We start from the raw sequence: 22,925 nt of genomic DNA on the forward strand, positions 1-22,925 counted from the left end.
GTCAGCGCCCTCGATCGCCTTGCCGACCATGTGGACGGGTGACAGATGGCAGGCCGGGTCGGTGCGGGCGGGGGATCAGCGGAGGATCGTCGGCCCGCGAGTCGGCGTTGGCGGCCTCGACCGCCCGGACGACGATGTCGTGGTCGGGTGACAGGTAGCAGACCGGGTCGGTGCGGGCGGCGTCACCGGTGAGCAGGAACGCCTGGCAGCGGCACCCACCGAAGTCCAACTCCCGCCGGTAGCAGCTCCGGCAGGGCTCCGGCATCCAGTCGGTCCCCCGGAACGCGGTCATTATCGGGGACTCGGCCCAGATCCGCTCCAGCGGGTCGTCCCGCACGCTGGCCCGCGGCAGCGGCAGGGGCTGGGCGGCCGGACAGGGCAGGACGTCGCCGTTCGGCGTTACGGTCAGTTGCCGGGAGGCCCAGCCGCCCATGCAGGGCTTGGGGAAGCGGCTGTAGTAGTCGGGGATGACGTAGATGACGTCCATGCGGTCCCGCAGCCGCTCGCGTGCCGCCCGCACGACGACTTCGGCCGCCTCGAGCTGGGCCCGGCTCGGCAGCAGCGCGTCACGGTTTCGCCAGGCCCATCCGTAGTACTGGGTGTTGGCCAGCTCCAGCCGGTCGGCGCCCACCTCCTCGGCCAGTCGGAGCACGTCGGCGACGCGGTCGATGTTGTGCCGGTGCAGCACCACGTTCATGGTGAGCGGCCAGCCCAGTTCTTTGACGATGCCCATCGCCTCGATCTTGCGTTGGAAGGAGGGGGTGCCGGCGATCCGGTCGGATACGGTCGGCTCGTCGGCCTGGATGCTGATCTGCACGTGGTCCAGGCCGGCGGCCCGTAGCTCCTCGGCCCTCGATCGCGAGAGCCCGAGGGCGCTGGTCACGAGGTTGGTGTAGAGGCCCTGGTCGTGGGCGTGCGCCACGATCTCCACGAGGTCGCGTCGCAGCAGTGGTTCCCCTCCCGACAGGTGGCACTGGAGGACGCCCAGGTCGTTTGCCTCGGTCAGCACGCGCCGCCACTCGTCGGTGGTCAGCTCGTCCTGGTAACCGGCCATGTTCAGCGGGTTGGAGCAGTACGGGCAGGCAAGCGGGCACCGGTAGGTGAGCTCGGCGAGCAATCCGAACGGGCTATCCATCGGTGAGCTCCAGCCAGCGCCGGGAGACGAGCCGGGTCAAGAACTGTCGCACCTCGTCCTCGGAGACGGTCTCATAGCGCGCGCCCAGCTCGGTGACGATCTCGGCCACGGTGTGCCGCCCGTCGCACAACTCGATGACAGCCGCGCCGCTGCCGTTCAGTACCACCACCGTCTCGGGGTGCAGCAGAATCCGGCGCCTCCTGGTCCGGCAGAAGGTCAGCCGGACGTGGCGCGCCAACCGGGGCCGGTCAACGGCCGATACTCCGACGGCGGGTCGGCTACTGGTACCGGTCTGGGTCGTTCCGGTGTGGGTCGGGTCCATGGTCACTCCGGGTAGGCCTGGTCGATGGCGTCCATCAGGCTCCACAGGACGTCGCACTTGAACGACAGCGCGTCGACGGCACGCGCCTGGGACTCGGCGGAGAGGCAGTGCGCGGTGACCACCTGGAGGGCGTGTTCACAGTCGCGGGGGGCCTGCTCCAGGCGGGAGCGGAAGTAGGCAAGGCCCTCGGGGTCGATCCACGGGTACCAGCGTTCGAATGCCTGCAGCCGCGCCGCCATCAGGTCGGGCGCGAACAGCTCCGTGAGCGAGGACGCCACTGCCTCTACCCACGGGCGGGTCCGGGTGAAGTTCACGTAGGCGTCGACGGCGAACCGCGCAGCGGGTACCAGGTGCCGGTGGTCGCGGACCTCCTCGCGGGTCAGCCCCGTGGCCTCGCCGAGTCGGAGCCATGCCTCGATGCCGCCCTCGCCGTCGGCGGTACCGTCGTGGTCGATGATCCGTCGGATCCAGCGGCGGCGGACATCGAGGTCGGGGCAGTTGGAGAGGATCGCGGCGTCTTTGCGGGGGATGTTCTCCTGGTAGTAGAAGCGGTTGGCGACCCAGCCACGGATCTGCCGGCGGCTGAGCCTGCCGGCGTTCATCCGGACGTGGAACGGGTGCTGGTCGTGGTATTGCCGCGAGTGGGCCCGCAGCGTCTCGACGAAGTCGTCGGCGCCGGTTCGCGTGGTTGTTGTCGTCACGGCTCTACACCTGGACCTCGAGGCCGTCCATGGCCACTTCCATGCCGCTCTCCTCCACGGTACGCCGTTCGGGTGTGTCCTCCAGGAGGATGGGGTTGGTGTTGTTCATGTGCACGAAGATCGTCCGTCCCGCGCCCAGCGAGGGGAGTTGCGCCAGGCTGCCGTTCGGGCCGTCCATGGGCAGGTGGCCCATCTCCCGGGACGTCTTGCCGGACAGGCCGAGTCGGACGAGTTCGTTGTCGCGCCAGCAGGTCCCGTCGATCAACAGGCATGTGCAGTCCTCGATCTCCACACGCAGCGCCGGCGTCAGCGATTGCACTCCGGGCAGGTACACCAGCGTTCCCCCGCTGCTCTGGTCGGTCAGCCGGTAGCCCACGACGCGACCATGGTCGACCCCGGCTCCGAACCGGGCGCGTTTGGTGGTGGGTACGTCGAAAACCCGGCAGGACAGCCCGTCCGCCAAGGCGAGGTCGGCGCCGGGGGTCGCTGCACGCCACTCGACCGGGCAGTAGCGCTCGAGCGTGCGCAGAATTCCCGAGCCGTCACGCAGTGTCTTGCGCGTGGCCGGTGTGGTGTACAGCCGCAGGGCGCGGGCCTCGCGCAACAAAAGCAGGCCGAGCGTGTGGTCCAGCTCGGCGTCGGTGAGCAGCGCCGCCTCCAGCGGCGTTGTCCGGTCGCCGCGCGGGTGCAGGGCGGGGAAGGCCTCGATCTGGGTGCGGACGTCGGGTGAGGCGTTGATGAGGAACCACCGGCGCCGGTCGGCGCTGACCGCGACCGACGACTGGGTGCGCGCGAGGCCGGCCCGGGAGCGGACCGCGGCGCACACCGGGCAGCTGCAGTTCCATTGCGGGGAGCCGCCGCCCGCTGCCGAGCCCAGTACGCGCAGCAACACGCCAGCACTCCGTTCGCCGAAGATCCGGGTCCGTGGCCGGCACGGCCGTCCGCGGCCGTGCCGGGCTGTCCGGGGGCGCCGGACCAGGTCAGGCGCCGCCCCGGATCCGCTACTCCTCCAACCGATCGAGGTACATGGTCACCTCGGCCGCGACGGCGATCTCGTCGAACTCGGGCGTCTCCCACGCGGCGAGTTGAGATTCCGTCTCGGCGGTCTCCCACACGGTGAGCTGAGATTCCATGGATTCACCTCCTCTCTGCCCGGACTGCGGCAGGCTCCGGTCATGCGCTACGACGATTCAGGGAGGGCGAAGACGAGCAGGGCGCTTCCGTGCCCCGCGCCGAGCATGCCGGGGAGGAATCCCTCGGCCCAACCGCCCCAACCGACCGGCACGGCGATGTACTGCCTGTCGTCCACCATGTAGGTGCTCGGGCTGCTGTGGTGGCCGCTTCCGCACTGGAACTGCCACAACAGCTCGCCGGTGCGGGCGTCGAGCGCGTTGAACTCCCCGGAGGCTTCACCGGCGAACACCAGGTCGCCGCCGGTGGCCAGCACCGAGGCGCACATCGGGAGTTCGTTGCGCCAGCGCCACTTCTCCTCACCGCCTGCGTCGAACGCGCTGATGGACCCTGCCATGTCCTCGATGTCCACCTGAACGCCCGCACCCCAGTACGGAATGCTCTCCTTGAACTCCCGGCGTCGCCGCGTGGCCGTGGCGCCGGTGTCCTGGACCGGGACGTAGAAGAGCTGGGTCTTCGGGCTGTAGGCCGCATGGGTCCATTCCTTGGCGCCGGCCGGACCGGGGTAGAAGTGGACCGGTTCTCCCTCCTTGTCCGGGTACAGCTTGGCCGTCACCTGGCCGTCCCTCGTGATCGCCCCCCAGGTGATCCGGTCCACGAACGGGGTGATCTGTACTCTCTCGCCGTTCGTCCGATCGAGTACGAAGAAGTAGCCGTTCTTGTCGAAGTGCCCGAGCAGTTTGCGCCCGTCGTGCTCGAACAGGATGCACTCGGCGATGCTGTCGTAGTCCCACAAGTCGTGCGGAGTGCACTGGTAGTGCCAGCGGATCTGACCGCTGTCCACGTCGACGGCGATGATGCTGTCCGTGAAGAGGTTGTCGCCCTCGCGGACACCTCCGTCGAAGTCGGGCGCCGGGTTGCCGGTGCCGACGTACAGGAGGTTCGTCTCCGGGTCGAAGGTGCCGGTGACCCAGCAGTTCGCCCCGCCCCGTGCCCAGGCCTCGCCGTCGGCGGGCCAGGTCTCCGAGCCGGGTTCCCCGGGCTTCGGCACGGTGTAGCTGCGCCATTGGTGCTCGCCGGTCTCGAGGTCGAACGCGTCGAGGTGGCCGCGCACGCCGAACTCACCGCCAGAACTTCCCACGATGACCATGTTCTTCACGATCAGCGGGGCGACCGTGGCGCTCTCCCCGGCTCGGACGTCTCCGTAGGTCTTGTCCCAGACCCGCTTGCCGGTGGTGGCGTCGAGCGCGAGCACACGGGCGTTCGCCGTGACGAAGAAGACCTTCCCCTGAGCCACGGCGACCCCGCGGTTCACGTTCCCGCAGCACAAGGACACGTCGAAGGGGACCGCATGCTTGTACCGCCAGATCTCCACACCCGTCTTCGCGTCAAGGGCCCAGACCCAGCCGTCCCAGCCGGAGAGGAACATGACCCCGTCGACGACGATCGGGGTTGCCTCGAACGAATAGGTCGACGCGCCCGCGATCAGGCCGGTCGTGCCGGCCTGGAAGACCCAAGCGGGGACCATGCGCTTGACGTTCTCCGTGTTGATCTGATCCAGCGGGCTGTACCGCTGCCCGTTGTAGGCGCCGTAGTAGGTAAGCCAGTTCTGGGGTTCCTCGCGGGCGTTGAGTATGCGTTCGTAGTCGACGCCGGCCACTACCGGCGGCGCGACCTCCCCGCCCGCGACTTTGCCGCTCAGGGCTCCCTGATCGACAGCCTCACCTGCGTCGACGTAGTCGGCGTAGTCGACGGTCATTTCCTCCACCTCCTACTTGTTCCTACGGCCGCGGCTGTTCGGGACGGTCGAGGCGAGCCTCTGGCGGAGCGTCCCCCAGGACGACGATGGCCCCGGTCAGCCCCCGCCCCTCGTCGTTGCCGGTGGGCGAGGCGTACCAGTAGTAGCCCGGCCCGTCGAGGTTGAGGTGCGCGTGTCCGTGCGAATGGTTCACCAACCAGATGAACTTCCGGTCGCCATTGCTCGGCAGGAGCGCGCAGTGCGTGTTCTGGTCGTCGTTGACGAGCTCCAGCTCGATATCGCCTCCGTGAGGCATGACCAGAATGGAGGGATCAAAGGTCAGCTCATCCGGGTGGATGCGAATGGTGGCCTCCATGTGGCCATCCGATTTCTCGGTGGCCTGCCCGATGCTTCCGGTTCCCAGCACTTGCCCCAGCGCTGCTTTGTTCTGCGCGGCCAACCCGATCTTGTCCAGCAGGTCGGCTCGCTCCTGCGCGTTCGTCATAAGGGCTTCACTCCCCTCATCCCGAATCTCTGCGTCCAATTCGCATAAGTCGCGCTGACGGAGTCACCTCGCTGACCGGGCGTAATCACTCGGCAGGAATATTCCCTCCGAATTGCAAGCCCGCTACGCCGAATGAATCGGACCGAGAAGGGTGGGAAATTTGTACTCAAAAAGTACGCTACGCCGGATGAATAACACCGACAAGGGTGAGCGCCAGTTCGGGCGACTCGTGCCGCTCGTCCGCGACCAGCTACCGTTCGCACCCGAATAGCCGCCGTTGGGAGGAGCCGACCACACTGCACCGCGTCGCGCCGGGGCCGGCCGCAGACTCACACAGCCGTCGCCGATCAACACGCGTTGACCGGTCTCCAAGGCTCTCCTGGTGTCTCGACCTCGATGGAGGATCATACGAGGTCGTACCGATCAAGGTTCATGACCTTGTCCCATGCGGCGATGAAGTCCCGCACGAACTTCTCCCGTGCATCGTCGCTCGCATAGACCTCCGCGACAGCGCGCAGCTCGGAATTCGAGCCGAAGACGAGGTCGACCCGGCTAGCGGCCCACTTGACCTCGCCGGTGGCGCGGTCGCGCCCCTCGAAGGTTTCTCCGGTCGCGGATGTCTGCTGCCATTCCGTGCCCGTGTCGAGCAGATTCACGAAGAAGTCGTTGGTGAGCGACCCGGGCACAGAGGTGAAGACACCCAGCGGCGACCCCTGATAATTGGCGCCCAGTACCCGCAGGCCACCCACAAGGACGGTCATCTGGGGCACGCTCAGGTTCAGCAGGTCCGCGCGGTCGACCAGCAGGTGCTCCGACGGCAGCCGGTTGCCCTTGCCCCGGTAGTTGCGGAACCCGTCCGCTTTCGGTTCGAGCGGGGCGAAGGACTCCGCATCGGTCCACTCCTGCGTGGCGTCCGTGCGTCCCGGGATGAACGGGACCTGAACGTCGTAGCCGGCGGTCTTGGCTGCATGTTCCACGGCGGCGGCTCCGCCGAGCACGATGAGGTCGGCCAGCGAGACCTTCTTGTCCCCGGTCTGGGAGCTGTTGAAGGACTCCTGAATCCCCTCCAGGGTGCGCAGCACCTGTGCCAGCGTGTCGGGGTCATTGACCTCCCAGCTGCGCTGCGGCTCGAGGCGGATGCGCGCGCCGTTCACCCCGCCACGCTTGTCGCTGACGCGGAACGTCGAGGCCGACGCCCACGCGGTCGAAACGAGCTGGGAGACCGACAGCCCGGAGGCGAGTACGCGGCCCTTGAGCGTGGCGATGTCCGCCGCCCCGACGAGTTCGTGGTCGACCACGGGGACCGGGTCCTGCCAGCGCAGCGTCTCCCGGGGGACCAGCGGTCCGAGGTAGCGCTGGATCGGGCCCATGTCGAGGTGCGTCAGCTTGAACCACACCCGGGCGAACGCATCCGCGAGCTGGTCCGGGTTCTCCAGGAAGCGCCGAGAGATCGGCTCGTAGACCGGGTCCGATCGCAGCGCGAGGTCCGTCGTCAGAATCGTCGGGGCGTGTGCCGTCGACGGGTCGTGGGCGTCCGGCACGGTGCCGGCCCCGCCGCCGTCTCTCGGGATCCACTGCCACAGACCGGCGGGGCTCAGCTCCAGGTCCCACTCGTAGCCGAACAGGGTCTCGAAGAAGCTGTTGTCCCATCTCGTCGGGGTGGGTGTCCACGTACCCTCAAGCCCGCTGGAGATGGCGTCCCTGCCCGTTCCGGTGCGGTAGCTGCTCTTCCAGCCCAGGCCCTGCTCCTCAAGGGGGGCGCCCTCGGGTTCGGGGCCGAGGTAGGCGTCCGGGTCGGCCGCGCCGTGGGTCTTGCCGAACGTATGGCCGCCCGCGATCAGCGCGACGGTCTCCTCGTCGTTCATCCCCATGCGCCGGAACGTCTCACGGATGTCCCGGGCCGCGGTGAGCGGGTCCGGGACGGTGTTCGGTCCCTCCGGGTTGACGTAGATGAGGCCCATCTGGACCGCGGCGAGAGGGTTCTCCAGCTCCCGGACGCCGCCGTGGCGTTCGTCTCCGAGCCAGGCGCGTTCGGGACCCCAGAAGATCCCCTCGTCGGGCCCCCAGACCTCCGCCCGGCCACCGGCGAAGCCGAAGGTCCTGAAGCCCATCGTCTCCAGGGCACGGTTGCCTGCGAAGATCATCAGGTCAGCCCACGAAATCTTGCGGCCGTACTTCTTCTTTATGGGCCAGAGCAGTCGGCGCGCCTTGTCGAGGTTGCGATTGTCCGGCCAGCTGTTCAGCGGCGCGAAACGCTGCATACCGGTGCTCGCGCCACCTCGGCCGTCGTCGATGCGGTACGTCCCGGCGCAATGCCACACCATGCGGATCACGAGCGGCCCGTAGTGGCCGAAGTCGGCCGGCCACCACTCCTGCGACGTCGTCAGCGCCTCGTCGACGTCCCGCGCCAGGGCGTCGAGGTCGAGGGTCCGGAACTCCGCGGCGTAGTCGAAGTCCTCGCCCATGGGGTCGGCCATGGCGGGGTGTTTCCGGAGAATCGTCAGGTCGAGCTGGTTCGGCCACCAGTCGCGGTTGCTCGCACCCCCGATCGGACGACTGCGGTGCTCGGCCGAGACGGAGAGGCCGAGGCCGCCCGCGCTCCCAGGGTTCATCTCGCCGCTCACTGCATCCGGACTGTCAGACACGGGAACTTCCTTCCGGGCCGATAGGCCGTGCCGCGGCCTACTCAGATGTCCAGCGCGCGACGCACGGCCGGCGCGTTCCGCCGGGAGACCGGCACCCTCTCGTTCACCTGGCCGTCCATGATCAGAATCAGGTCGCCCTTGAGCCCCCGCTCGATCTCCCGGACGCGGCCGAGGTTGACCACATACCGGCGGTGCACCCGCAGGAAGCCGAAATCCGCCAGCTCATTGTCGAGCTTGTCCAGGCTCAGAGAGGCGGCTCGCAATCGCCCCTGTTCGGTGGAGAGCCACACGTCGTTTCCCATCGATTCAGCGAAGGAGACTTCCGGCAGCCGCAGCAGCACCATCCGGTTGCCGCGTATCGCGATCAGTCGGCGCGGCTGCACCGACGGGTGCGTGGAACCCTCCGCCTGGGGCAACTGTGCCCCGTCGGAGGCACCGAACGAGACCAGGTTCCCGATGGGGTGTCCGGACGAGAAGACGGGTCGGAAACTGATCGATGTCGGCTCGTCGGCGAGATGGGCAAATATCTGCGTCGAGCCGACCCAGTCAGGGTTGTGAGCCGCCTGGCCGGCGGCATACCGGGCGGCCGCGATCAATTCTGGCAGCCCGGGGTTCCATCGCAGTGTGGGGTCGACCGCCGGGGTACATGCCGGGACGCCCAGGAGCACGCTTGCCATGTCGTCGGCGATCACCACCTTGCCCCCGGTGTCCAGCGCGGCGAGCGCCGCACTGGAGCGTCCCCTGGCCTGGTTGTAGGCAGCGACCAGCTCGGCGCCGCTACCCCTGGCGCGCCTCTTCAGCGGGCGCTGGGTCATGGTGACCGCCTTCGCCAGCCAGCTTTCCGCGGACGCAGGAAGCTCGCTGCGCCAGCAGCAGATGTTCAGGACCGCGATCGGTTCCGTGGTCACCACGTCACGCACCGCGATGCCCGCGCAGAACCAGTCGTGGAACGCCCGGCACCAGTGCTCCGCACCCCGGATCGCTACCGGGCCGTGCGCCTCGAGCGCCGTACCCATGCCGTTCGTACCGACCGCGCACTCGGACCAGCAGAACCAGGGCGCCAGATTGCAGGCGCCGGCTCTGGCGAGCGTGGCTTGATCACCCCACTCGGCCAGTATGCGGCCGGCGGCGTCAGTGACGGTGACGACGCAACCGAGGTTGCCCACTTCATGCGCCACGGAGGCGGCACGGAAACCCAGCTCAGCGAACACGACATCGTGCTCGGGGGTATGGTCGAACTCCGGGACGGCTACCGGAGCCTCTGTGAGGTGAGGATCGACCCGGTACCGCTCTCGGCAGCGGTGCCAGGAGATCGCCACTAGAGGCCGGACAGCCGGGATGTGATCCTCGCCCTGCACGAACCGCTCCCACGCCGCGAGCACGCTGCCGCCGCCGGGGTCCGCCGACGTGGTCTCAAGCCGATGTACGTTCCTCATGGTTCAGAACCGCCTCTGGTCCATCCCCAACGCCCGACGACGTGCGCGCGGTCCGCGCCTCTCCGCTGCCGGGCCTCCAACTGACTGGGCGCTGCGCCGGGCGCGCCCTACTGCTTCGTTACTCGTTCCAGGCTGTCACAGACCTGCACCTCCCACCCTAGGTACGGTTGTCGGGCCGCGCACGTCCCCTCCGGGCCGCGCGTGCGCACTCAACCCCGTGCGAACCGACCGTGGGTGCTCGGCATCGTCCCGGAGCTGCGGTGGTACGTCGAAGAGGACGGCTGGAGCCTTCTGGCGACCATGATCCGGCTGGCTGAGGTACCTGCGCCGGCTTTCGAGCCGAAGATGACGCCGCACCGGCTGCGAAGCTATGTGGACGACCCGGCGGATCTATCCTGGCTGCGGTGCTTGCCGACGATCAGGTCGGCCTCGCCCGCGCGAGGGGATTCCTTTTCGTACTGGTGAATCACCACGTCTGCGTCCTGCTCCAGCGAGCCGGACTCGCGCAGGTCGGAGACCTGCGGCCCCTTGTCGGTGCGCTGTTCTGGTCCTCGGTGGACCTGCGAGAGGACGATGACCGGGATCTCCAGTTCCTTGGCCATCAGCTTGAGCTGGCGGGAGATGCCGGAGACCTCCTGCTGGCGGGACTCGGGGCGGCGGCCGCCGCCGTACTGGAGGAGCTGGAGGTAGTCGATGACAACCGGGCCGAGGTGGCCGCGCTGCTTGAGCCGACTGGAGCAGGTTGCCGGCGTCGATCCTGGCTTTGGTTTTGGCCATGCGGGTCCAGGCCGCGTCGTCGAGGTCGCCGGAGCGGATGTGGTGAGGGCGACGGGGCCCTCGACGGAGAGCAGCCGCATGTGGAGCTCCTTGCAGCTCATCCCCAGGGAAAAGAGCCCGCTGGTGAGCTGGTGCTTGAGGCTCGCGGCGCGGGCGATGTCCAGGCCGAGGGCGAGGTCGTCGAGATCGGTACAGCCGGTCGGCACGCCGGTCAGCTCGCCCTTCTTGCACTTGCCGGCGGTTTCGATGTCATCGAGAGTGCCGTCGCCGCGGTGGCGGACCACGCCGTACAGGCACTCCTGGGCACGCTCGACCAGTTCGTCGGTGTCGCGTCGCGGGCGTAGCCGCTGGCGGCGATGGCCGTCCCGGCGGCGACGCGGTTCCGGGCGACGGCGGCGTAGACGATCTCGGCGCAGTGCTCGGCGGCCGCAGCGGTGGGCACCTGCTGGAGGAGCGAGTGCAGGTAGGCCGCACCGCCGATCTTCTTCAGCTCTCCGGTCCTGGTCAGGTGTGCCGCGACCGTGATCGCGTCGGGCTCGCCCTTGTGGTGGATGTCGAGGATCGCTCGGTGCACGGTCCAGTGCGCCGGCTTGTAGAAGTCCTGGCCCCGCAGGATGTCAGCGACGTCGCCGATGGCGTCCTTCGACAACAGCATGCCGCCGAGGACGGACTGCTCGGCCTCCCGGTCCTGGGGCGGGATGCGGCTCGAAGTCGCCCGGGTCGATGTCTCTTCGGCTCGGGCCGGTGTCCTCGCCGGATGCAAGGGGGGAGGGGAGGGCTACGAGGCCGGCCGTCCTGGCCGGTCGAAGCCCAGTTGGGGTTCAGTCCGCCGGGGGAGCGACCGTGACGAGCAGGGTGTGTGTCACCTCCTCGTGCAGGGCGCCGTCCAGGCCGAGGGACACGGACCCGTCCGCCGTGATCGCGAACTCCAGCCGCACCGAGCCTTCCTGGAGGTGGAAGGGATCGTCTCCGGTCCGCGCCGACGCGGTCACGCGGCGGATCATCGCGATCGCGTCGACCAGGACGGCGTCCACCGTGCCGTACCGCAGCTCGTGCTGTTGAGCCACGTCGGGAGGTACGAGGGTCATCTCGATGACATGGGTGTCCCGGCGGGACACCGTGCGCCCGATTCTGAGTTTCATGCCGATGAACGGGAGCCGGAAGGTCAGGGAACCGCCGGCCGTCGCAGTGGCGAGGGCGTGCAAGGTGAGCCGCACCGAGGTGACACGCAGATCCCGCCCGGCCGCGGTGGCCGACATGTTCGACTCCGTGACCGCCCGCTTGACGGCGGTCACCAGGTCCTCGACGGGCACGCCGTCGTCGGTCACGTTCACGCTTCCTCGCATCGGACGGGGGTGGGGACGACTCGGGCGGGACTGAGGACGGCAGAGGCGGCGGCGGGGACGGTGGCGGAGACCATCGCGGCGGGATCGCCGTAGACCGTGTACGCCAGCCAGGTGGGGTCGCTCTCGTCGTGCCCGGCGTGGGAGCGGGCTCGGTGCACCGCCGTGCCCAGCGGCTCACCCGCGGAGAGGGAGGCGTAGAAGGCTTCCGCGAACCGCTGGGCGCTGTCGCTGCGCACCGCCCACAGCGTGCCCACGAAGGCGCCGGCGCCCGCGCCCATGAACTGCTGCGCCCAGCCGAGTATCCGGGTGTACTGCGGGACGGCTCCGGCTGCCCGGCAGGCGTTGATGAAGATGAGCGGGCGGCCGCCCTGCAGGGCGCGGCGGGCGACGGCGCTGTTCAGGAGAGCGGGGACGAAGGGGCCGTCCGCGAGAAGGATCGACGAACCGCCGCCGGGGTCGAAGGTGTTGTGGCAGGTGAAGTGGAGGGGTCCCGTCGTGCCCGCGTCGATGACGGTGAGGACGTCGTCCAGCGTGTCGACGACGGTTCCGGTGCCGAGGATCCGGCGGATCGACTCGATCTCGCTGTCGCCGTTGACCGGAGCCCGTGCGGAGACGACGTAGTGCGGCTCACCGATCGGCAGCGTGGACGAGCGGGGCTGGCCCAGGCTGTTGCGCAGGACCGGGAACTGCTGGACCAGGAACCCCTCGTCACGGCCCGGCGCGACGGGGTAGAGAAGTTCCCACGGGAGGACGTCGTGTTCGGACGCGACGCTGAACGCCGTGATGTGGTCGCGCAATTGCCAGAACTGCTCCTTGATCGGGTCCGGCACCATCTCCGTCCACAGACCCACCCCCGTCTCCTTCATCCAGCGTCGGGCGTGGGCGCCGGAGTACTCCCCGCGGCCCGCCGCCAGTCTCTGCAGCATGGCGTACGTGCGCTCCGCGGCCGCTTCCGGGGCGGCGGTGAGGGCCTGTGCGAGGACGGCGCCGTAGATGCACCGGTCGGAGATGAGACGGAACGTGTACTGGTCGCCGACCCGGTCCACGAGCAGCGTGACCTCGCCGGGGTGGGCGCGCATCTCGCCCAGGTCGGCGGCGCTGGGCGGCTCCACCGCGTAGGGGCCGTCGCGCTCCACCGACACCTCCAGGCTGATCTCGGTGAGGAACGTCCCCCCGGCCCAGGCGCTGACCCGGACGCGGTGCAGGCCCGCTTCCCGGGTCAGGAACGCGAACCGCACCGGCGCCGGGGCACCGAAGGGCGGCACCAGCAGGGTGTGCTCCAGCGGGCCCTGGGGGGCCAGTCCGGCGGGCGCCCGCACGATGAGTGTCAACGGGGAGCCGTCGCGCGCCGGCCGGAACCCGGCCAGCGGGGCCGAGACCCCGCCATCGTCGTGGTCCGCCCCGAACGGCACCCGCACGACCAGGCTGACCGGTTCGGACAGCCCGGCGTGGGAGGGCATCTGGGCCGACAGGTGGTGCGTGGCCGTCGCGGGAGCGGTGTCGGGTTCCCGTACGGTCCCGGCCGGGGTCTCCTCGAACGCGGAGTCCGCGGGCGAGGCGTCGGCCACCATGCCGTCCCTCGAGGCGCTGACCGGACCGCCGTGAGTCGTCACCCTGTCCGAGGTGCCGCCAAGGGCGTGCTGCGCGAGAGCACCGCCCCAGCGGCGCCGATCGTCCGCGGCGTCAGCGCGCGTCCACAGTCGCACGGCCTCGGCCGTCCTGCCGGTCCGCGCGAGACGACCCGCCAGCACCCGCGTCGCCGTCACGTCGTCGGTGGCGGCCATCTCCCGCAACTGCCACTCCACACCGGCGTCCGGGGCCCCGGGCGCCGGAGCCGGCCGGGCGGCCAGGCGCGCGGCGGGGGAGGAGAGGACGCCGTCGTCGAGCGCGTCCGCCGCCGCCCACCAGCGGACGGCCTCCTCCTGCAGACCGAGACGGGCGAGGACGGCCGCGACCCGGCGGATGTGATCCACGGCCCTGTCCCGAGCGGGCCCGTCCAGCTCCCGTCGGGACACCTGCGTACGCCTGTTCTCGGGGGCGCGCCGCACCAGCGTCGCCACGGCCTCGGCGTCATGGCGGTCGGCCAGCCGCCGCAGCCGCGCCTCGGCCTCGTCCGCGCGCCCGGCGCGGTCGAGGACGGCGACGAGGTCCCACTCCCACGGCTCACCGGCCGCGACGCCCCGGGTCAGCCAGACGACCGCTTCGTCGAGCCGCTCGGCGTCGTCGCCCGCGCGCAGCCGCCCGACGAGGTCGCGCAGGGCATGGAGATCACCGGCTGCGGCCATGTGCCGGAGGCGGTCCTCCGCCTCGGCCGGCCGTCCGGCGCTGTCGAGGGCGGCGACGAGTTCTCGCTCGAGGTTGGCGCCCGCGTGCACGGCGAGCGTCAGCCAGTGGACGGCTTCGGCCGGCCGTTGGCCGCCGCTGTTGCGCACGAGGCGTTTCGCCAGGTTGCCCATGGCGGTCACGTCACCGCTCTCGGCCCGTCGGCGCAGCTGTCGTTCCAGTCTCCTGGCGCCCACGTGGTCCGCGAGTTGGTGCAGCGCGGTCTCGTCTCCGGCCGCGATCGCCTTCTCCCACCAGGCGACGGCCTCGTCGTGACGCCCGTCCTCGGCCAGCGCGGTGGCCAGCACCCGCATGGCGAAGGCGTCGCCCGCCGCGGCCAGCCGCCAGCGCCAGTCCTGTCCCTCTTGACCGGCCTTGCCGCCTGACACCCACCCTCACCCCGCGCCGCATCGTCCCAACGGTTGACGGGACATCACAGTAGGGCGGTCCCGGGCGAAGCACCGCCGATTCCCCCGGAAGGGCGTCGATCACCGGCGCATTGCGGTTCCGAGGGGACGGGTCGAGAAGGCGCGGCGGCCACGCAACCACGCGAACCGGCCACACGTCGACCATGCGGCTGCTGGAGGTGAACAGGTGGGTGGCCGCCCGCTTCAGCTCACTGCCGCTGAGCCTGGCCCCACTGCGGCGGTCGTGGACCCGCAATCCGTGAAGGCGGACGCCACCGTCACCCACCTCGCGGGGATACGACGCGGGCGCCAGGCGACACCGGCCGGGCTGTGCACTGCGGCCGCGCTGCCCCTGAAGTGGAGGCGCCCCACGGCCGCGGCTCCCGCCGGTTTCGGGAGGCCACCGTGGTGAAGGCGGCTAGAACCCTGGACCCGGGTCGCCGCCGCTTTTGAGACATTCGTTCGCGGTATCGAGCCAGTCACCTGCCGGGTCGATGGCCTCCTCGCGCTCGATGCCGGAGTCCACCTTCCCGTCAGGCGGGCGGGCTTCGTCGGCGATGTCGCGGGCCCGCCGGCACGGATCCGCTGACGGGCCGGACAGCTCGGCGACAGCCCCACCGACGCCGAACGCCAGTGCGGCGGCTGCCGCCCCGGCCATCATCAGGCCCGCGCTCCGGTCTTGCAGGAGACGCGGCAAGTGGCGCTGCCAGCGGAAGTACGGGATGCGGTTCCGGCTGTTCACGGTGCTCCCTTCGGGTGGCAGGTGACGAAGGCGTGGAGACGGCCGAAACTGCCTGCCGGGTCCACGCTGCCAGCGTTGCACGGATAGTGACGACTTTTCACGTCGTTGTTCACGGCCTCCGGTGACGGCGCCGCCTGCGATCGAACACGCGCCCCGAGACGGTGAGGTGAGGCCGGAGCGGACGGCTCACTGCGAGGCGTCGCGCGAGGAAGCGGGTTCGGGCGCGAAGTGGCTCCTGGCCGCGCCGCAACTCGACGGCTACATCACCCGTGAGGCCCTCCAGCACGGCCACGGCCTCACCGGTGCTGCGCCCCGAGGCGACCTGCGGAGCCGGTCGGACCGTCGTCGGACGGTACATCGCCGGACGGCGGCTGACGGCCCCCGCCGGGCAGCTCGGCCAGGCAAGTCGCCCTCGCGGGTCCCGCGGGGCGCTGCTTCGACGGGTCGTTGCCGGACATCGGGTTCCCCTCGTCGTAGCTGGAGCGGGCCGACCACCCGGGACTGGTCGTGCTGAGTCGGGGAGCGTCGTGCGTCTGGTGTGCCCTGGTGGCGGGTCGAGGCACGGTGCGGCGGTCTGCGATGCGGGTGTGGCGATCGGACCCGGTTCCGTGGGGTGTTCGCCAATCGCGGCTCACGGTTTGAGGACGACCTTTCCGGCAACGGTGCCGGACTCGGCGAGCCGCAGAGCTTCTGCGACGCGGGTGAGCGGGAGTTCCGCGGCGATCTGGGCGGTGACCTCTCCGCGTCGGAGGGCGTCGAAGACCTCGGTGAGGTCCGCGCGGAGTTGGGCGCGGAACCGGTTCTTGGACAGAGCCCGGCCGGCCCAGACGTTGAAGAAGTAGGCGCTGCGGCGATTGGGCAGCGCGTTCCACAGCCACACCCGCAGGAGCAGCTTGAGGACGGGCCACTGCTTGGACCCCTCGTCGTCACGGGTGGAGGCGCTGCCGTAGGAGACGAGCGTGCCGCCGGGGGCGAGGAGGCTCCAGGAGTCGACGATGCCCCGGCCGCCCACATGGTCGAAGACGGCGTCCACGCCGCCGGGGGCGAGTGCCCGGATCCGTGCGGCGAGGTCGTCGCAGCGGTAGTCGACGGGGACGACGCCCCGTTCGCGTAGCGCGTCGTGGTGGCGTGCGGACGCCGTGCCGATCACGCGCGCTCCCGCCGCCTGGGCGAGCTGGACCAGGACCGAGCCGACGCCACCGTTGGCGCCGTGCACCACGACGGTGTGCCCCGCGCGGACGCGGGCCTTGCGGTGCAGCATCTGCCAGGCGGTGATGCCGTTGACGACGAGGGTCTCCGCCTCCGCGGCACCGATCCCGAAGGGCACCGGCACCGCGTCCGCCGCGTCCACGAGCACGTGGCTGGCCCAGCCGCCGACCTTGACCAGCGCGGCGATCCGGGTGCCGGCCAGGCCCGGATCGACTCCCTCGCCGGTCGCCAGCACCGTGCCGACGAGGTCGTACCCGGGCACGAAGGGGAAGGGCGGCTGGTCGTAGTAGCGGCCGCGCCGCATCTGCTGTTCGGCGAAGGAGACGCCGGTGGCCTCCACCCGGACGACGACCTGGCCCGGGCCCGCTGCGGGTACCGCTCCGTGCCGGATCTCCAGTCCCTCGGGCTCGACCTTGCCCGGCAGTACGACCTCGACGAGTCCTTCGGTGTTCATGGTGACCTCCGCACGTCCGTTCCCGGATCGGTTACTTGGCTTCGCGTTCGTTAGAAGTTGTAACGCACCAGCGGCCGGAGAGTCAATAGCTTCAGTGATAACCTCTAACTCAAGCTTGCGGGTGCTGCCGCAACGGAGTGGAAGGTGGCAGGGCAGTGGCGGAACACGACACGAAGACCCCCCGCGAGCGCTACCGGGCCCAGGTGCGTGCGGAGATCAAAGAACGCGCGTGGGAGCAGATCGCCACCGCGGGCGCGTCCGCGCTCTCCCTCAATGCGATCGCCAAGCAGATGGGCATGAGCGGACCTGCGCTGTACCGGTACTTCGGAGGCCGCGACGAGCTGATCACCGAGCTGGTCAGGGACGCCTATCTGAGCCTCGCCGGCACCTTCCGCGCGGCCGCGGAGGCCGGCCCCGACGTGCACGCGCTGTCACACGCCCTGCGCGGGTGGGCACTGGAGGACCCGCAGCGCTACTTCCTCATCTACGGCACGCCGGTCCCCGGCTACCATGCCCCGGACGACATCACCGCGATCGCGTCCGAGATCATGACGCCCCTCCTGGACGCCTGTGCCGCACTGCCGTCGGACGGCCCGGCGACGCCGCTCCACGCGCACCTCGAGGAGCACCGGGACTGGGCGGACGGACATCCCGCCACGCCTGCGGTCCTGCACCGGGCCCTGGCCTTCTGGACCCGGCTGCACGGAGTGCTGTCCCTGGAACTCGCCGGGCACTTCGCGGGGATGGGCTTCGACCCCGAGAGGTTCTTCGCCGCAGAGGTGGACGCCCTGGCCGGCCCGCCGACGGGCTGAGCGCCCGCCCCTCCCGACCGCGGAACCCGGCGCGCCCCGGAGTTGGGCGGCCCGTACGACCTGGTCGTCGACTCAGGCTGCTTTCACCACCTACCCCCGCACCGGCGCGTCAGCTACCTGGCCCTCCTCGACCGGGTCCCTCGCCCCGGGCGGCTGTCTCGCCTTGACCAGCTTCGCCGCCGGCGCGGCGGGAATGGGGTCGGAACTGACCGATGCGGACCTCTACCGAGCACGCGAACTGCAAGACGGCCTCGCCTACACCACGGAATCGCTGCGCTGGGTCTTCTCCGACCTGGAAGAGGTCGAGCTGCGCCGGATGCGGGAGGAGCCCCTGAGTCACCGCTGTTCGGCGCGACGTTCCTGTGGACCGCGTTGTTCCGCGGGAGTGCGGCTGACAGGAGCGGATCCCGCTGATCTCTCGCGTGCGCGGACTCCGGCCAGGCGATGGACGGAGTTCGTTGCAGCGGCCGGGAGGAGGTAAGCCACGATCAGCAGGTGGGAGCACGCTGCTGGAGCGCGACTGTCACCCTTGGCGAGGGAGGGATCCGCCCGTCGGCGGTGACGCCGCCACTGCCTGCCGGACGTCGTGCAACCCTTCGACCGGCGAAGGGCCGGTCTGGCTCCCTGTGTGTTACACCCCAGGTCACCGAGGAGACTTGGGGCATGCCGCCTGTCGTGCATATCCCGGTCGCCGTGCTGCACATCTTCACAGGTCTTTCGACAGGGTCAGCGCCCGCGTGGGGCACAGACCAATGCTGCTTGTCTCACAGCAGCAGGGCGTCAGTTGCCCAGGCGGGCGCAGAGGGTGGTCACCTTGTCGTGTGCCGCCACTGCCCCGGGGCCCTTCACGGTGAGGGTCTGCAGGCGTCCGGTGACGTCCTGGAAGGCCTTGTCCAGGGCGTCGTAGCGGTGGCCGAGCTGGGCCGCGGACTGGGCCAGCGCGGCAGCCCCGCCGACGCGGGCGAAGTAGGCCCTGGAGGTCTTGTCGTTGCTGTAGATCTTGCTCAACGCCGGCACTCGATCCCAGGCCTGGCACGCGCCCGCGGCATCCGCCGCCGCGTTCTCCGGGCCGGTTCCGGACGCCGCGTCGTGCGGACCGCCCCACAGGAGCCAGCCGATGCCGATGCCCGCAACGGCGGCGAGGACCGCGGCCACCCACAGCGCGATCCACCGGGAGGGAGCACGACGTTCGGCGGCAGGCTGCGGCAGGGTGGAGGGAGGAGGTGGTATCGGAGCAGAGGCAGTCATCGCAAGGGCTTCCTTCGGTAGACAGGGAGGCAACACCGACACGGCAACCGGCAGCAAGTGAACCACTTTTGTGGCCGGCCGTGCTGCCGGAACCTGCCAGTACGAGGGGACTTCAAGAGGCCGACTGCCGTTCGGTTCAGCGGCGCGCGGCCGGCTCACCTACCGTGCGCAGCCGGACGGGATCGGCGTAGGGCATCAGCGAGTGCTCGTCGACGAAGGGCACGAGGACTGGCCACAGACACTCGGCGACGGGGGACAGGTCGCCTGTGTGGCGTCACGGACGCGGCCGGTCGCCCCGCACGCGGAGCTTGTCCGACCCTTCCGACGTGCGGTCGCCTGCCGGTGAGGCAGGTCGAGATGAAGCCAGGACGATCCGTGACGGTCGGCGGCTGCCGGTGCCCTGTTCGGGGCATGCCTGCACGCCCTGGAAGACCGTTTCCTCGGCGTCCCCTCACTCTCGGGGGACCATGGGCGGCCCGGCTCCGAACGAAGTGGCCTGCCGCCGCGGGCCGAAGCCTGGGAGGCGGATGTGGCTTGCGGGCGGCTTCTCGCCCGCAGGGCCGCCCCCTAGACTGCGACCGCTCCGAAACCTGGCGATCTTCTGGAGGGTGTGCAGGATGAACCGAGCTCTCATGACCGCATTGGCGGCGACAGCGTTGGTCGTGTCCGGGGGCAGCACCACCGCCTCCGCTTCCGATGCCCCGCCGCGCACCACGCACGGTCCCTGCCAGTACACCCAGACCCCGGACGAGCCGGCGGCGCGGCCGGTTCCCCTGCCGCCCGATCCGCGACGCACCCCCAGCCGCGGCACGGTCGATGTGGCTGTCCGGACCAGCCAGGGCCCGCTCCCGCTAAGTCTGGACCGGGCGAAGGCGCCGTGCACCGCCCAGAGCTTCGTGCACCTGGCGAGGCACCGGTTCTACGACCGTACGGTGTGCCATCGGCTGACGGCGTATCCGACGCTGAAGGTCCTGCAGTGTGGCGACCCGACCAGCACCGGCGAAGGCGGGCCGGGGTACAAGTACAAGGACGAATTGCCGGTGGACCTGCCGCCGGCACCGAGCGATCCGACCGGCGTCCGTCGCCTTTACGGGCGCGGTTTGCTGGCGATGGCCAACGCCGGGCCGGACACGAACGGTTCGCAGTTCTTCGTCGTCTACGGCGACTCCGCGCTGCGACCGAACTACACGGTGTTCGGCACGGTCGGTACCGCCGGCCTGAAGACGCTCGACAAGATCGCCGCTGGCGGCATCGAACCGACTGCGCAGGACCCGGCGCCCGTCGACGGCACACCCGCGCTGCGGACCGAGCTGCTCACCGTCCGGCCCTCCTGCCGACCCTGACGCATTGTGGCGCGGCCGGCGCGGTCCACCTCCGCGACTGGCCGCGCCTGGCAGCTGTGGTGGGACCTGAGCGCCTGACGACGCCCGGGCTGTCCCGCAGACGCGACAGTCTGCCCCTGTGGTGCTGCTCAGGCGTCTGCTGACTCACGGGCGCCGCGCGTCCAAGCGGATCTCGTGCACGGTGGACCCCGCGGGACGCCTGCTGCTTGGGCAGCCGGTAGGCCATGGACCGGATCCGCTGGGCGAGGCCGGCCCCCCGCTCGGTGCATGTTCTGGTGCGGCGGGAGTACGCGGGAACCCGGCCCCGTCGCAGTACGGCGTCCACGGCCGGTCCGCGCTCACGGACCGCGCGCGCCAGGTGGTGGAACTCGCCGTGACCGTGGTGGCGGGCCCGGAGCGGCTCTCTGTCCACGAGCACATTCACACGGCCATCCGCGGTGTCCGCGAACGGTCCGAACTTCTGCCCGGCGGCCTCCGGACCGAGTTCGCGGCATTCGACGGTGCGCGGGGCGCGCCTCAGCACGGGCGCGCACTGGTCGGCGTCGGACGTCGGCCTCAACCGGCAGCGGCGCCTTCACGCGGCCCATGGGGCCTAAGAGCGCTGTCGGGTCCGTGAGTTGAGCGCTCATCGTGCGGTTGCTCCTTCTTCGGGAAGTCGTTGGGATTCGTGGGATTCAAGCCTGGTCGAGGTGGGTGTGCGGACCAGGCGGTCAGCTGGGCGGGGTCTTGTGGGAGGGAGTTGACCAGGCTGAGGAGCCGCTCGCCGACGGGGCGTATCTCGGTGCGTGCCAGGCGGACAGGTCGGTGGTGCGCAGGGCGGCCGGAGCCGGCGAGGTGCCGCTCTTTCGCGCCATGGCTACTTCCCGAGCACGTCGTGGAGGAGAGCCATGACGATCACCCCCACGCCGATCGCCACTCCCAGAGCGGGGTGGTGAAAGGCGACGTACGTGGTGAGTGCGCCCACTCCCAGCAGGACGAGCATGCGGGTGCTGATCTGGTCCATCGCGTCCTCCCGACGGTCGACTGCTCCTGCCGATCAGCGTCGACGGCGTCGTCGGGTCGCGAACGAATCCTGATGAACACTCACAACCTTCGACACCTGCTGACGGAACGTGCCGATGGCTGCATCATGAGCCGTGAACGACCGCTGACAGTCTCTGACAGTGCGGGGGGGAGTCGCCCGATGTCACGCTGGAAGGCGCCCGACCTGCCGGACGGTCCCCTGCGCGAACTGAACCGAGCGCTCCACGCGCTCCACGGCCGCGCCGGCTGGCCGTCGTCCCGGGAGCTTCAGAAGGCGGTGGGCGGACGTGACGTCGTCAGCTACACGACGATCCACCAGGCCCTGACCAAGCCGGGGCTCCCCCGCTGGGGCGTAATCGAGCTCCTCGTCGAGGAGTTGGCGAAGACGGCCGGCGGGCGTCGCCTCCCCACCGACACCGTCGAGCACTTCAAGGAGTTGTACGACCGGGCGTACGACGACGGCGAGGACGATGCCTCCGGGCCGCAGGCTACCTCCGACGCACCTGCCCCGTCGTCGGAGACGACCGGGGCGCCGCCTCCGGTCGATCGGGTCGACGAGGTGACCGATCCGGCCGACGCGGTGGCCACTCGGGCCGGCAGAGTGACCAATTGGACCGGATCCGCGCCACAGGTCGACGGGAGCGGTGACAACGGACGGCTCGTGAGCGCCCAGGCCGAGCTGCGGCGTCGTATCACCGACGGCAGCTATCCGCTCGGCTTCACGCTCCCGCCGCAGCGCGCGTTGGCGACCGAGTTGGGAGTCTCACGCCTCACGGTGCGGCGGGCGCTCCAGGCTCTGCAGGACGAGGGCTGGGTCATGTCGCGGCAGGGCAGCGGATCCCGTGTGATCAAGAACGGCCGGGTCGAGCGGGCGACGAGCCCGGGGCGTTCCGGCCGCACCGTCTCACTGGGCCCGTACATCGGTCGGGCCTTCGAGCAGGACGACGTGAGTCTCGACGTCTTCACCCTGACGTCGGAGTCCCTGACCGCCCACATCCAACTGCAGGCGGAGCGCATCCACGCCCTGCAGATCAGCCCCCGGAGCATCACGGTGCGGGTGATGGTGCCCGACATGTCGCTCGCGTTCCCCTACTGGCGCTCTCGGGAGGCCGCGCGGGAGGACGCCCTCAAGGAGCGTGCCGCGGACATCGCACACCGTCATCTCACCACGCTGCACAACACGCTGAGCAACGTGTACACGTCGATGCTCGTCCCCACCGTGCGGTTCTCCGTCCGCCAGGTTCCTCTGGTGCCGTCCTTCAAGCTCTACCTGATCAACGAGGTGATGGCCCTGCACGGGTTCTACGAGGTCGTCGAACGCCCCATCGACCTCAACGGGGAGACGGTCGCGGCCCTGGACGCGCTGGGCCTGGGCGCCGCGCTCACGCGCCACGTCAAGGACGACGACCCCCACTCACAGGGGTCGGTGTTCGTGGAGAACGCCCGAAGCTGGTTCGAATCCGTCTGGGAGCGCCTCGCCGCTCAGGACGTGGACGGGTGATGTCGAGAACGTCCCCTCACACCGTGGCCGTCGGCACGGCAAGTCGCCCAGGGCCGCGCCGCCTTCAGGGCCATTCGCAGCAGCAGTCGGTCTTCGCCGGCAGCCAGGGCAGGGCCCGTCAGTCGATG

18 protein-coding genes and 2 pseudogenes are annotated in these 22,925 nt (G+C 70.1%); 4 read left to right on the forward strand and 16 right to left on the reverse strand.

Translation table 11 applies throughout. The features are described 5' to 3' along the window. Window position 1: 1 nt before the first annotated feature. The 14 genes and pseudogenes from pqqE to BLW57_RS39335 all read right to left on the reverse strand — a co-directional run bounded on the left by pqqE (window position 2) and on the right by BLW57_RS39335 (window position 16,870). Window positions 2-1,135 (reverse strand): pyrroloquinoline quinone biosynthesis protein PqqE, encoded by a 1,134-nt coding sequence (gene pqqE / locus BLW57_RS39270; RefSeq protein WP_093480384.1) that lies wholly within the window; start codon window positions 1,133-1,135, stop codon window positions 2-4. Further along, complete coding sequence (gene pqqD, locus BLW57_RS39275; protein WP_256339768.1) at window positions 1,128-1,373, reverse strand: pyrroloquinoline quinone biosynthesis peptide chaperone PqqD; 246 nt, start codon at window positions 1,371-1,373, stop codon at window positions 1,128-1,130. Before pqqD ends, pqqE begins: the two co-directional genes overlap by 8 nt. Window positions 1,374-1,459: 86 nt before the next feature. Continuing rightward, a complete protein-coding gene (pqqC, locus tag BLW57_RS39280; protein WP_093480386.1) occupies window positions 1,460-2,158 on the reverse strand; it encodes a pyrroloquinoline-quinone synthase PqqC in 699 nt (232 codons plus the stop codon). Window positions 2,159-2,162: 4 nt separating this feature from the next. Continuing rightward, complete coding sequence (gene pqqB, locus BLW57_RS39285) at window positions 2,163-3,050, reverse strand: pyrroloquinoline quinone biosynthesis protein PqqB (RefSeq protein WP_093480387.1); 888 nt, start codon at window positions 3,048-3,050, stop codon at window positions 2,163-2,165. A gap of 109 nt (window positions 3,051-3,159) precedes the next feature. Next, window positions 3,160-3,291, reverse strand: a complete 132-nt coding sequence (pqqA, locus tag BLW57_RS39290) for a pyrroloquinoline quinone precursor peptide PqqA (protein WP_093480388.1) — start codon at window positions 3,289-3,291, stop codon at window positions 3,160-3,162. Window positions 3,292-3,338: 47 nt separating this feature from the next. Further along, complete coding sequence (locus tag BLW57_RS39295; RefSeq protein WP_093480389.1) at window positions 3,339-5,048, reverse strand: PQQ-dependent dehydrogenase, methanol/ethanol family; 1,710 nt, start codon at window positions 5,046-5,048, stop codon at window positions 3,339-3,341. Window positions 5,049-5,070: 22 nt separating this feature from the next. After that, on the reverse strand, window positions 5,071-5,532 hold the full coding sequence (locus BLW57_RS39300; RefSeq protein WP_093480390.1) for an MSMEG_3727 family PQQ-associated protein: 462 nt from the start codon (window positions 5,530-5,532) through the stop codon (window positions 5,071-5,073). 404 nt (window positions 5,533-5,936) lie between these two features. Next, the gene (gene katG, locus BLW57_RS39305; protein ID WP_256339877.1) at window positions 5,937-8,081 is read right to left on the reverse strand and encodes a catalase/peroxidase HPI; all 2,145 of its coding nucleotides are present in this window, start codon (window positions 8,079-8,081) and stop codon (window positions 5,937-5,939) included. A 137-nt stretch (window positions 8,082-8,218) separates the two neighbouring features. Then, window positions 8,219-9,613 carry a DNA-binding protein gene (locus BLW57_RS39310; protein WP_093480391.1) on the reverse strand — a complete coding sequence of 465 codons (1,395 nt, stop codon included), beginning with the start codon at window positions 9,611-9,613 and terminating at the stop codon, window positions 8,219-8,221. Window positions 9,614-10,011: 398 nt separating this feature from the next. Further along, a pseudogene (locus BLW57_RS39315) lies at window positions 10,012-11,093 on the reverse strand (replicative DNA helicase); the annotation flags it as partial. A gap of 118 nt (window positions 11,094-11,211) precedes the next feature. Then, window positions 11,212-11,718: a trypco2 family protein gene (locus BLW57_RS39320; RefSeq protein WP_093480392.1), complete on the reverse strand. Its 507-nt coding sequence runs from the start codon at window positions 11,716-11,718 to the stop codon at window positions 11,212-11,214. Window positions 11,719-11,720: 2 nt separating this feature from the next. Next, window positions 11,721-14,447: a CHAT domain-containing protein gene (locus BLW57_RS39325; protein WP_093480393.1), complete on the reverse strand. Its 2,727-nt coding sequence runs from the start codon at window positions 14,445-14,447 to the stop codon at window positions 11,721-11,723. Window positions 14,448-14,883: 436 nt separating this feature from the next. Continuing rightward, on the reverse strand, window positions 14,884-15,207 hold the full coding sequence (locus tag BLW57_RS39330) for a hypothetical protein (RefSeq protein WP_093480394.1): 324 nt from the start codon (window positions 15,205-15,207) through the stop codon (window positions 14,884-14,886). A 631-nt stretch (window positions 15,208-15,838) separates the two neighbouring features. After that, on the reverse strand, window positions 15,839-16,870 hold the full coding sequence (locus tag BLW57_RS39335; RefSeq protein ID WP_093480395.1) for a medium chain dehydrogenase/reductase family protein: 1,032 nt from the start codon (window positions 16,868-16,870) through the stop codon (window positions 15,839-15,841). A gap of 155 nt (window positions 16,871-17,025) precedes the next feature. On the opposite strand from BLW57_RS39335, the gene BLW57_RS39340 reads away from it, so the two are divergent. Together BLW57_RS39340 and BLW57_RS42800 are read left to right on the forward strand one after the other, a co-directional pair. Continuing rightward, on the forward strand, window positions 17,026-17,682 hold the full coding sequence (locus BLW57_RS39340; RefSeq protein WP_093480396.1) for a TetR/AcrR family transcriptional regulator: 657 nt from the start codon (window positions 17,026-17,028) through the stop codon (window positions 17,680-17,682). 39 nt (window positions 17,683-17,721) lie between these two features. Continuing rightward, window positions 17,722-18,096 (forward strand): annotated as a pseudogene (locus BLW57_RS42800) (class I SAM-dependent methyltransferase); the annotation flags it as partial. 366 nt (window positions 18,097-18,462) lie between these two features. Here the strand turns inward: BLW57_RS42800 and BLW57_RS39350 are convergent. Next, window positions 18,463-18,930 carry a hypothetical protein gene (locus tag BLW57_RS39350; protein WP_143051660.1) on the reverse strand — a complete coding sequence of 156 codons (468 nt, stop codon included), beginning with the start codon at window positions 18,928-18,930 and terminating at the stop codon, window positions 18,463-18,465. Between the two features lie 617 nt (window positions 18,931-19,547). Here BLW57_RS39350 and BLW57_RS39355 point away from each other — a divergent pair. Beyond that, window positions 19,548-20,273 carry a peptidylprolyl isomerase gene (locus tag BLW57_RS39355; protein WP_093480398.1) on the forward strand — a complete coding sequence of 242 codons (726 nt, stop codon included), beginning with the start codon at window positions 19,548-19,550 and terminating at the stop codon, window positions 20,271-20,273. 856 nt (window positions 20,274-21,129) lie between these two features. Here the strand turns inward: BLW57_RS39355 and BLW57_RS41720 are convergent. Then, a complete protein-coding gene (locus BLW57_RS41720; RefSeq protein WP_176985887.1) occupies window positions 21,130-21,276 on the reverse strand; it encodes a hypothetical protein in 147 nt (48 codons plus the stop codon). Window positions 21,277-21,456: 180 nt separating this feature from the next. On the opposite strand from BLW57_RS41720, the gene BLW57_RS42805 reads away from it, so the two are divergent. Further along, window positions 21,457-22,797 carry a GntR family transcriptional regulator gene (locus tag BLW57_RS42805; protein WP_093480399.1) on the forward strand — a complete coding sequence of 447 codons (1,341 nt, stop codon included), beginning with the start codon at window positions 21,457-21,459 and terminating at the stop codon, window positions 22,795-22,797. Window positions 22,798-22,925: the final 128 nt, after the last annotated feature.

The sequence above is a fragment of the Streptomyces sp. 1222.5 genome (assembly GCF_900105245.1).
GTDB lineage: Bacteria > Actinomycetota > Actinomycetes > Streptomycetales > Streptomycetaceae > Streptomyces > Streptomyces albidocamelliae.

Bases quoted from the DNA above. Each gene is read 5' to 3' on its own strand.
- pqqE (WP_093480384.1), bottom strand. From the start codon at position 1,135: ATGGATAGCCCGTTCGGATTGCTCGCCGAGCTCACCTACCGGTGCCCG.
- pqqA (WP_093480388.1), bottom strand. From the start codon at position 3,291: ATGGAATCTCAGCTCACCGTGTGGGAGACCGCCGAGACGGAATCTCAA.
- BLW57_RS39295 (WP_093480389.1), bottom strand. From the start codon at position 5,048: ATGACCGTCGACTACGCCGACTACGTCGACGCAGGTGAGGCTGTCGAT.
- BLW57_RS39300 (WP_093480390.1), bottom strand. From the start codon at position 5,532: ATGACGAACGCGCAGGAGCGAGCCGACCTGCTGGACAAGATCGGGTTG.
- BLW57_RS39310 (WP_093480391.1), bottom strand. From the start codon at position 9,613: ATGAGGAACGTACATCGGCTTGAGACCACGTCGGCGGACCCCGGCGGC.
- BLW57_RS39335 (WP_093480395.1), bottom strand. From the start codon at position 16,870: ATGAACACCGAAGGACTCGTCGAGGTCGTACTGCCGGGCAAGGTCGAG.
- BLW57_RS39350 (WP_143051660.1), bottom strand. From the start codon at position 18,930: ATGACTGCCTCTGCTCCGATACCACCTCCTCCCTCCACCCTGCCGCAG.
- BLW57_RS39355 (WP_093480398.1), top strand. From the start codon at position 19,548: ATGAACCGAGCTCTCATGACCGCATTGGCGGCGACAGCGTTGGTCGTG.
- BLW57_RS41720 (WP_176985887.1), bottom strand. From the start codon at position 21,276: ATGGACCAGATCAGCACCCGCATGCTCGTCCTGCTGGGAGTGGGCGCA.
- BLW57_RS42805 (WP_093480399.1), top strand. From the start codon at position 21,457: ATGTCACGCTGGAAGGCGCCCGACCTGCCGGACGGTCCCCTGCGCGAA.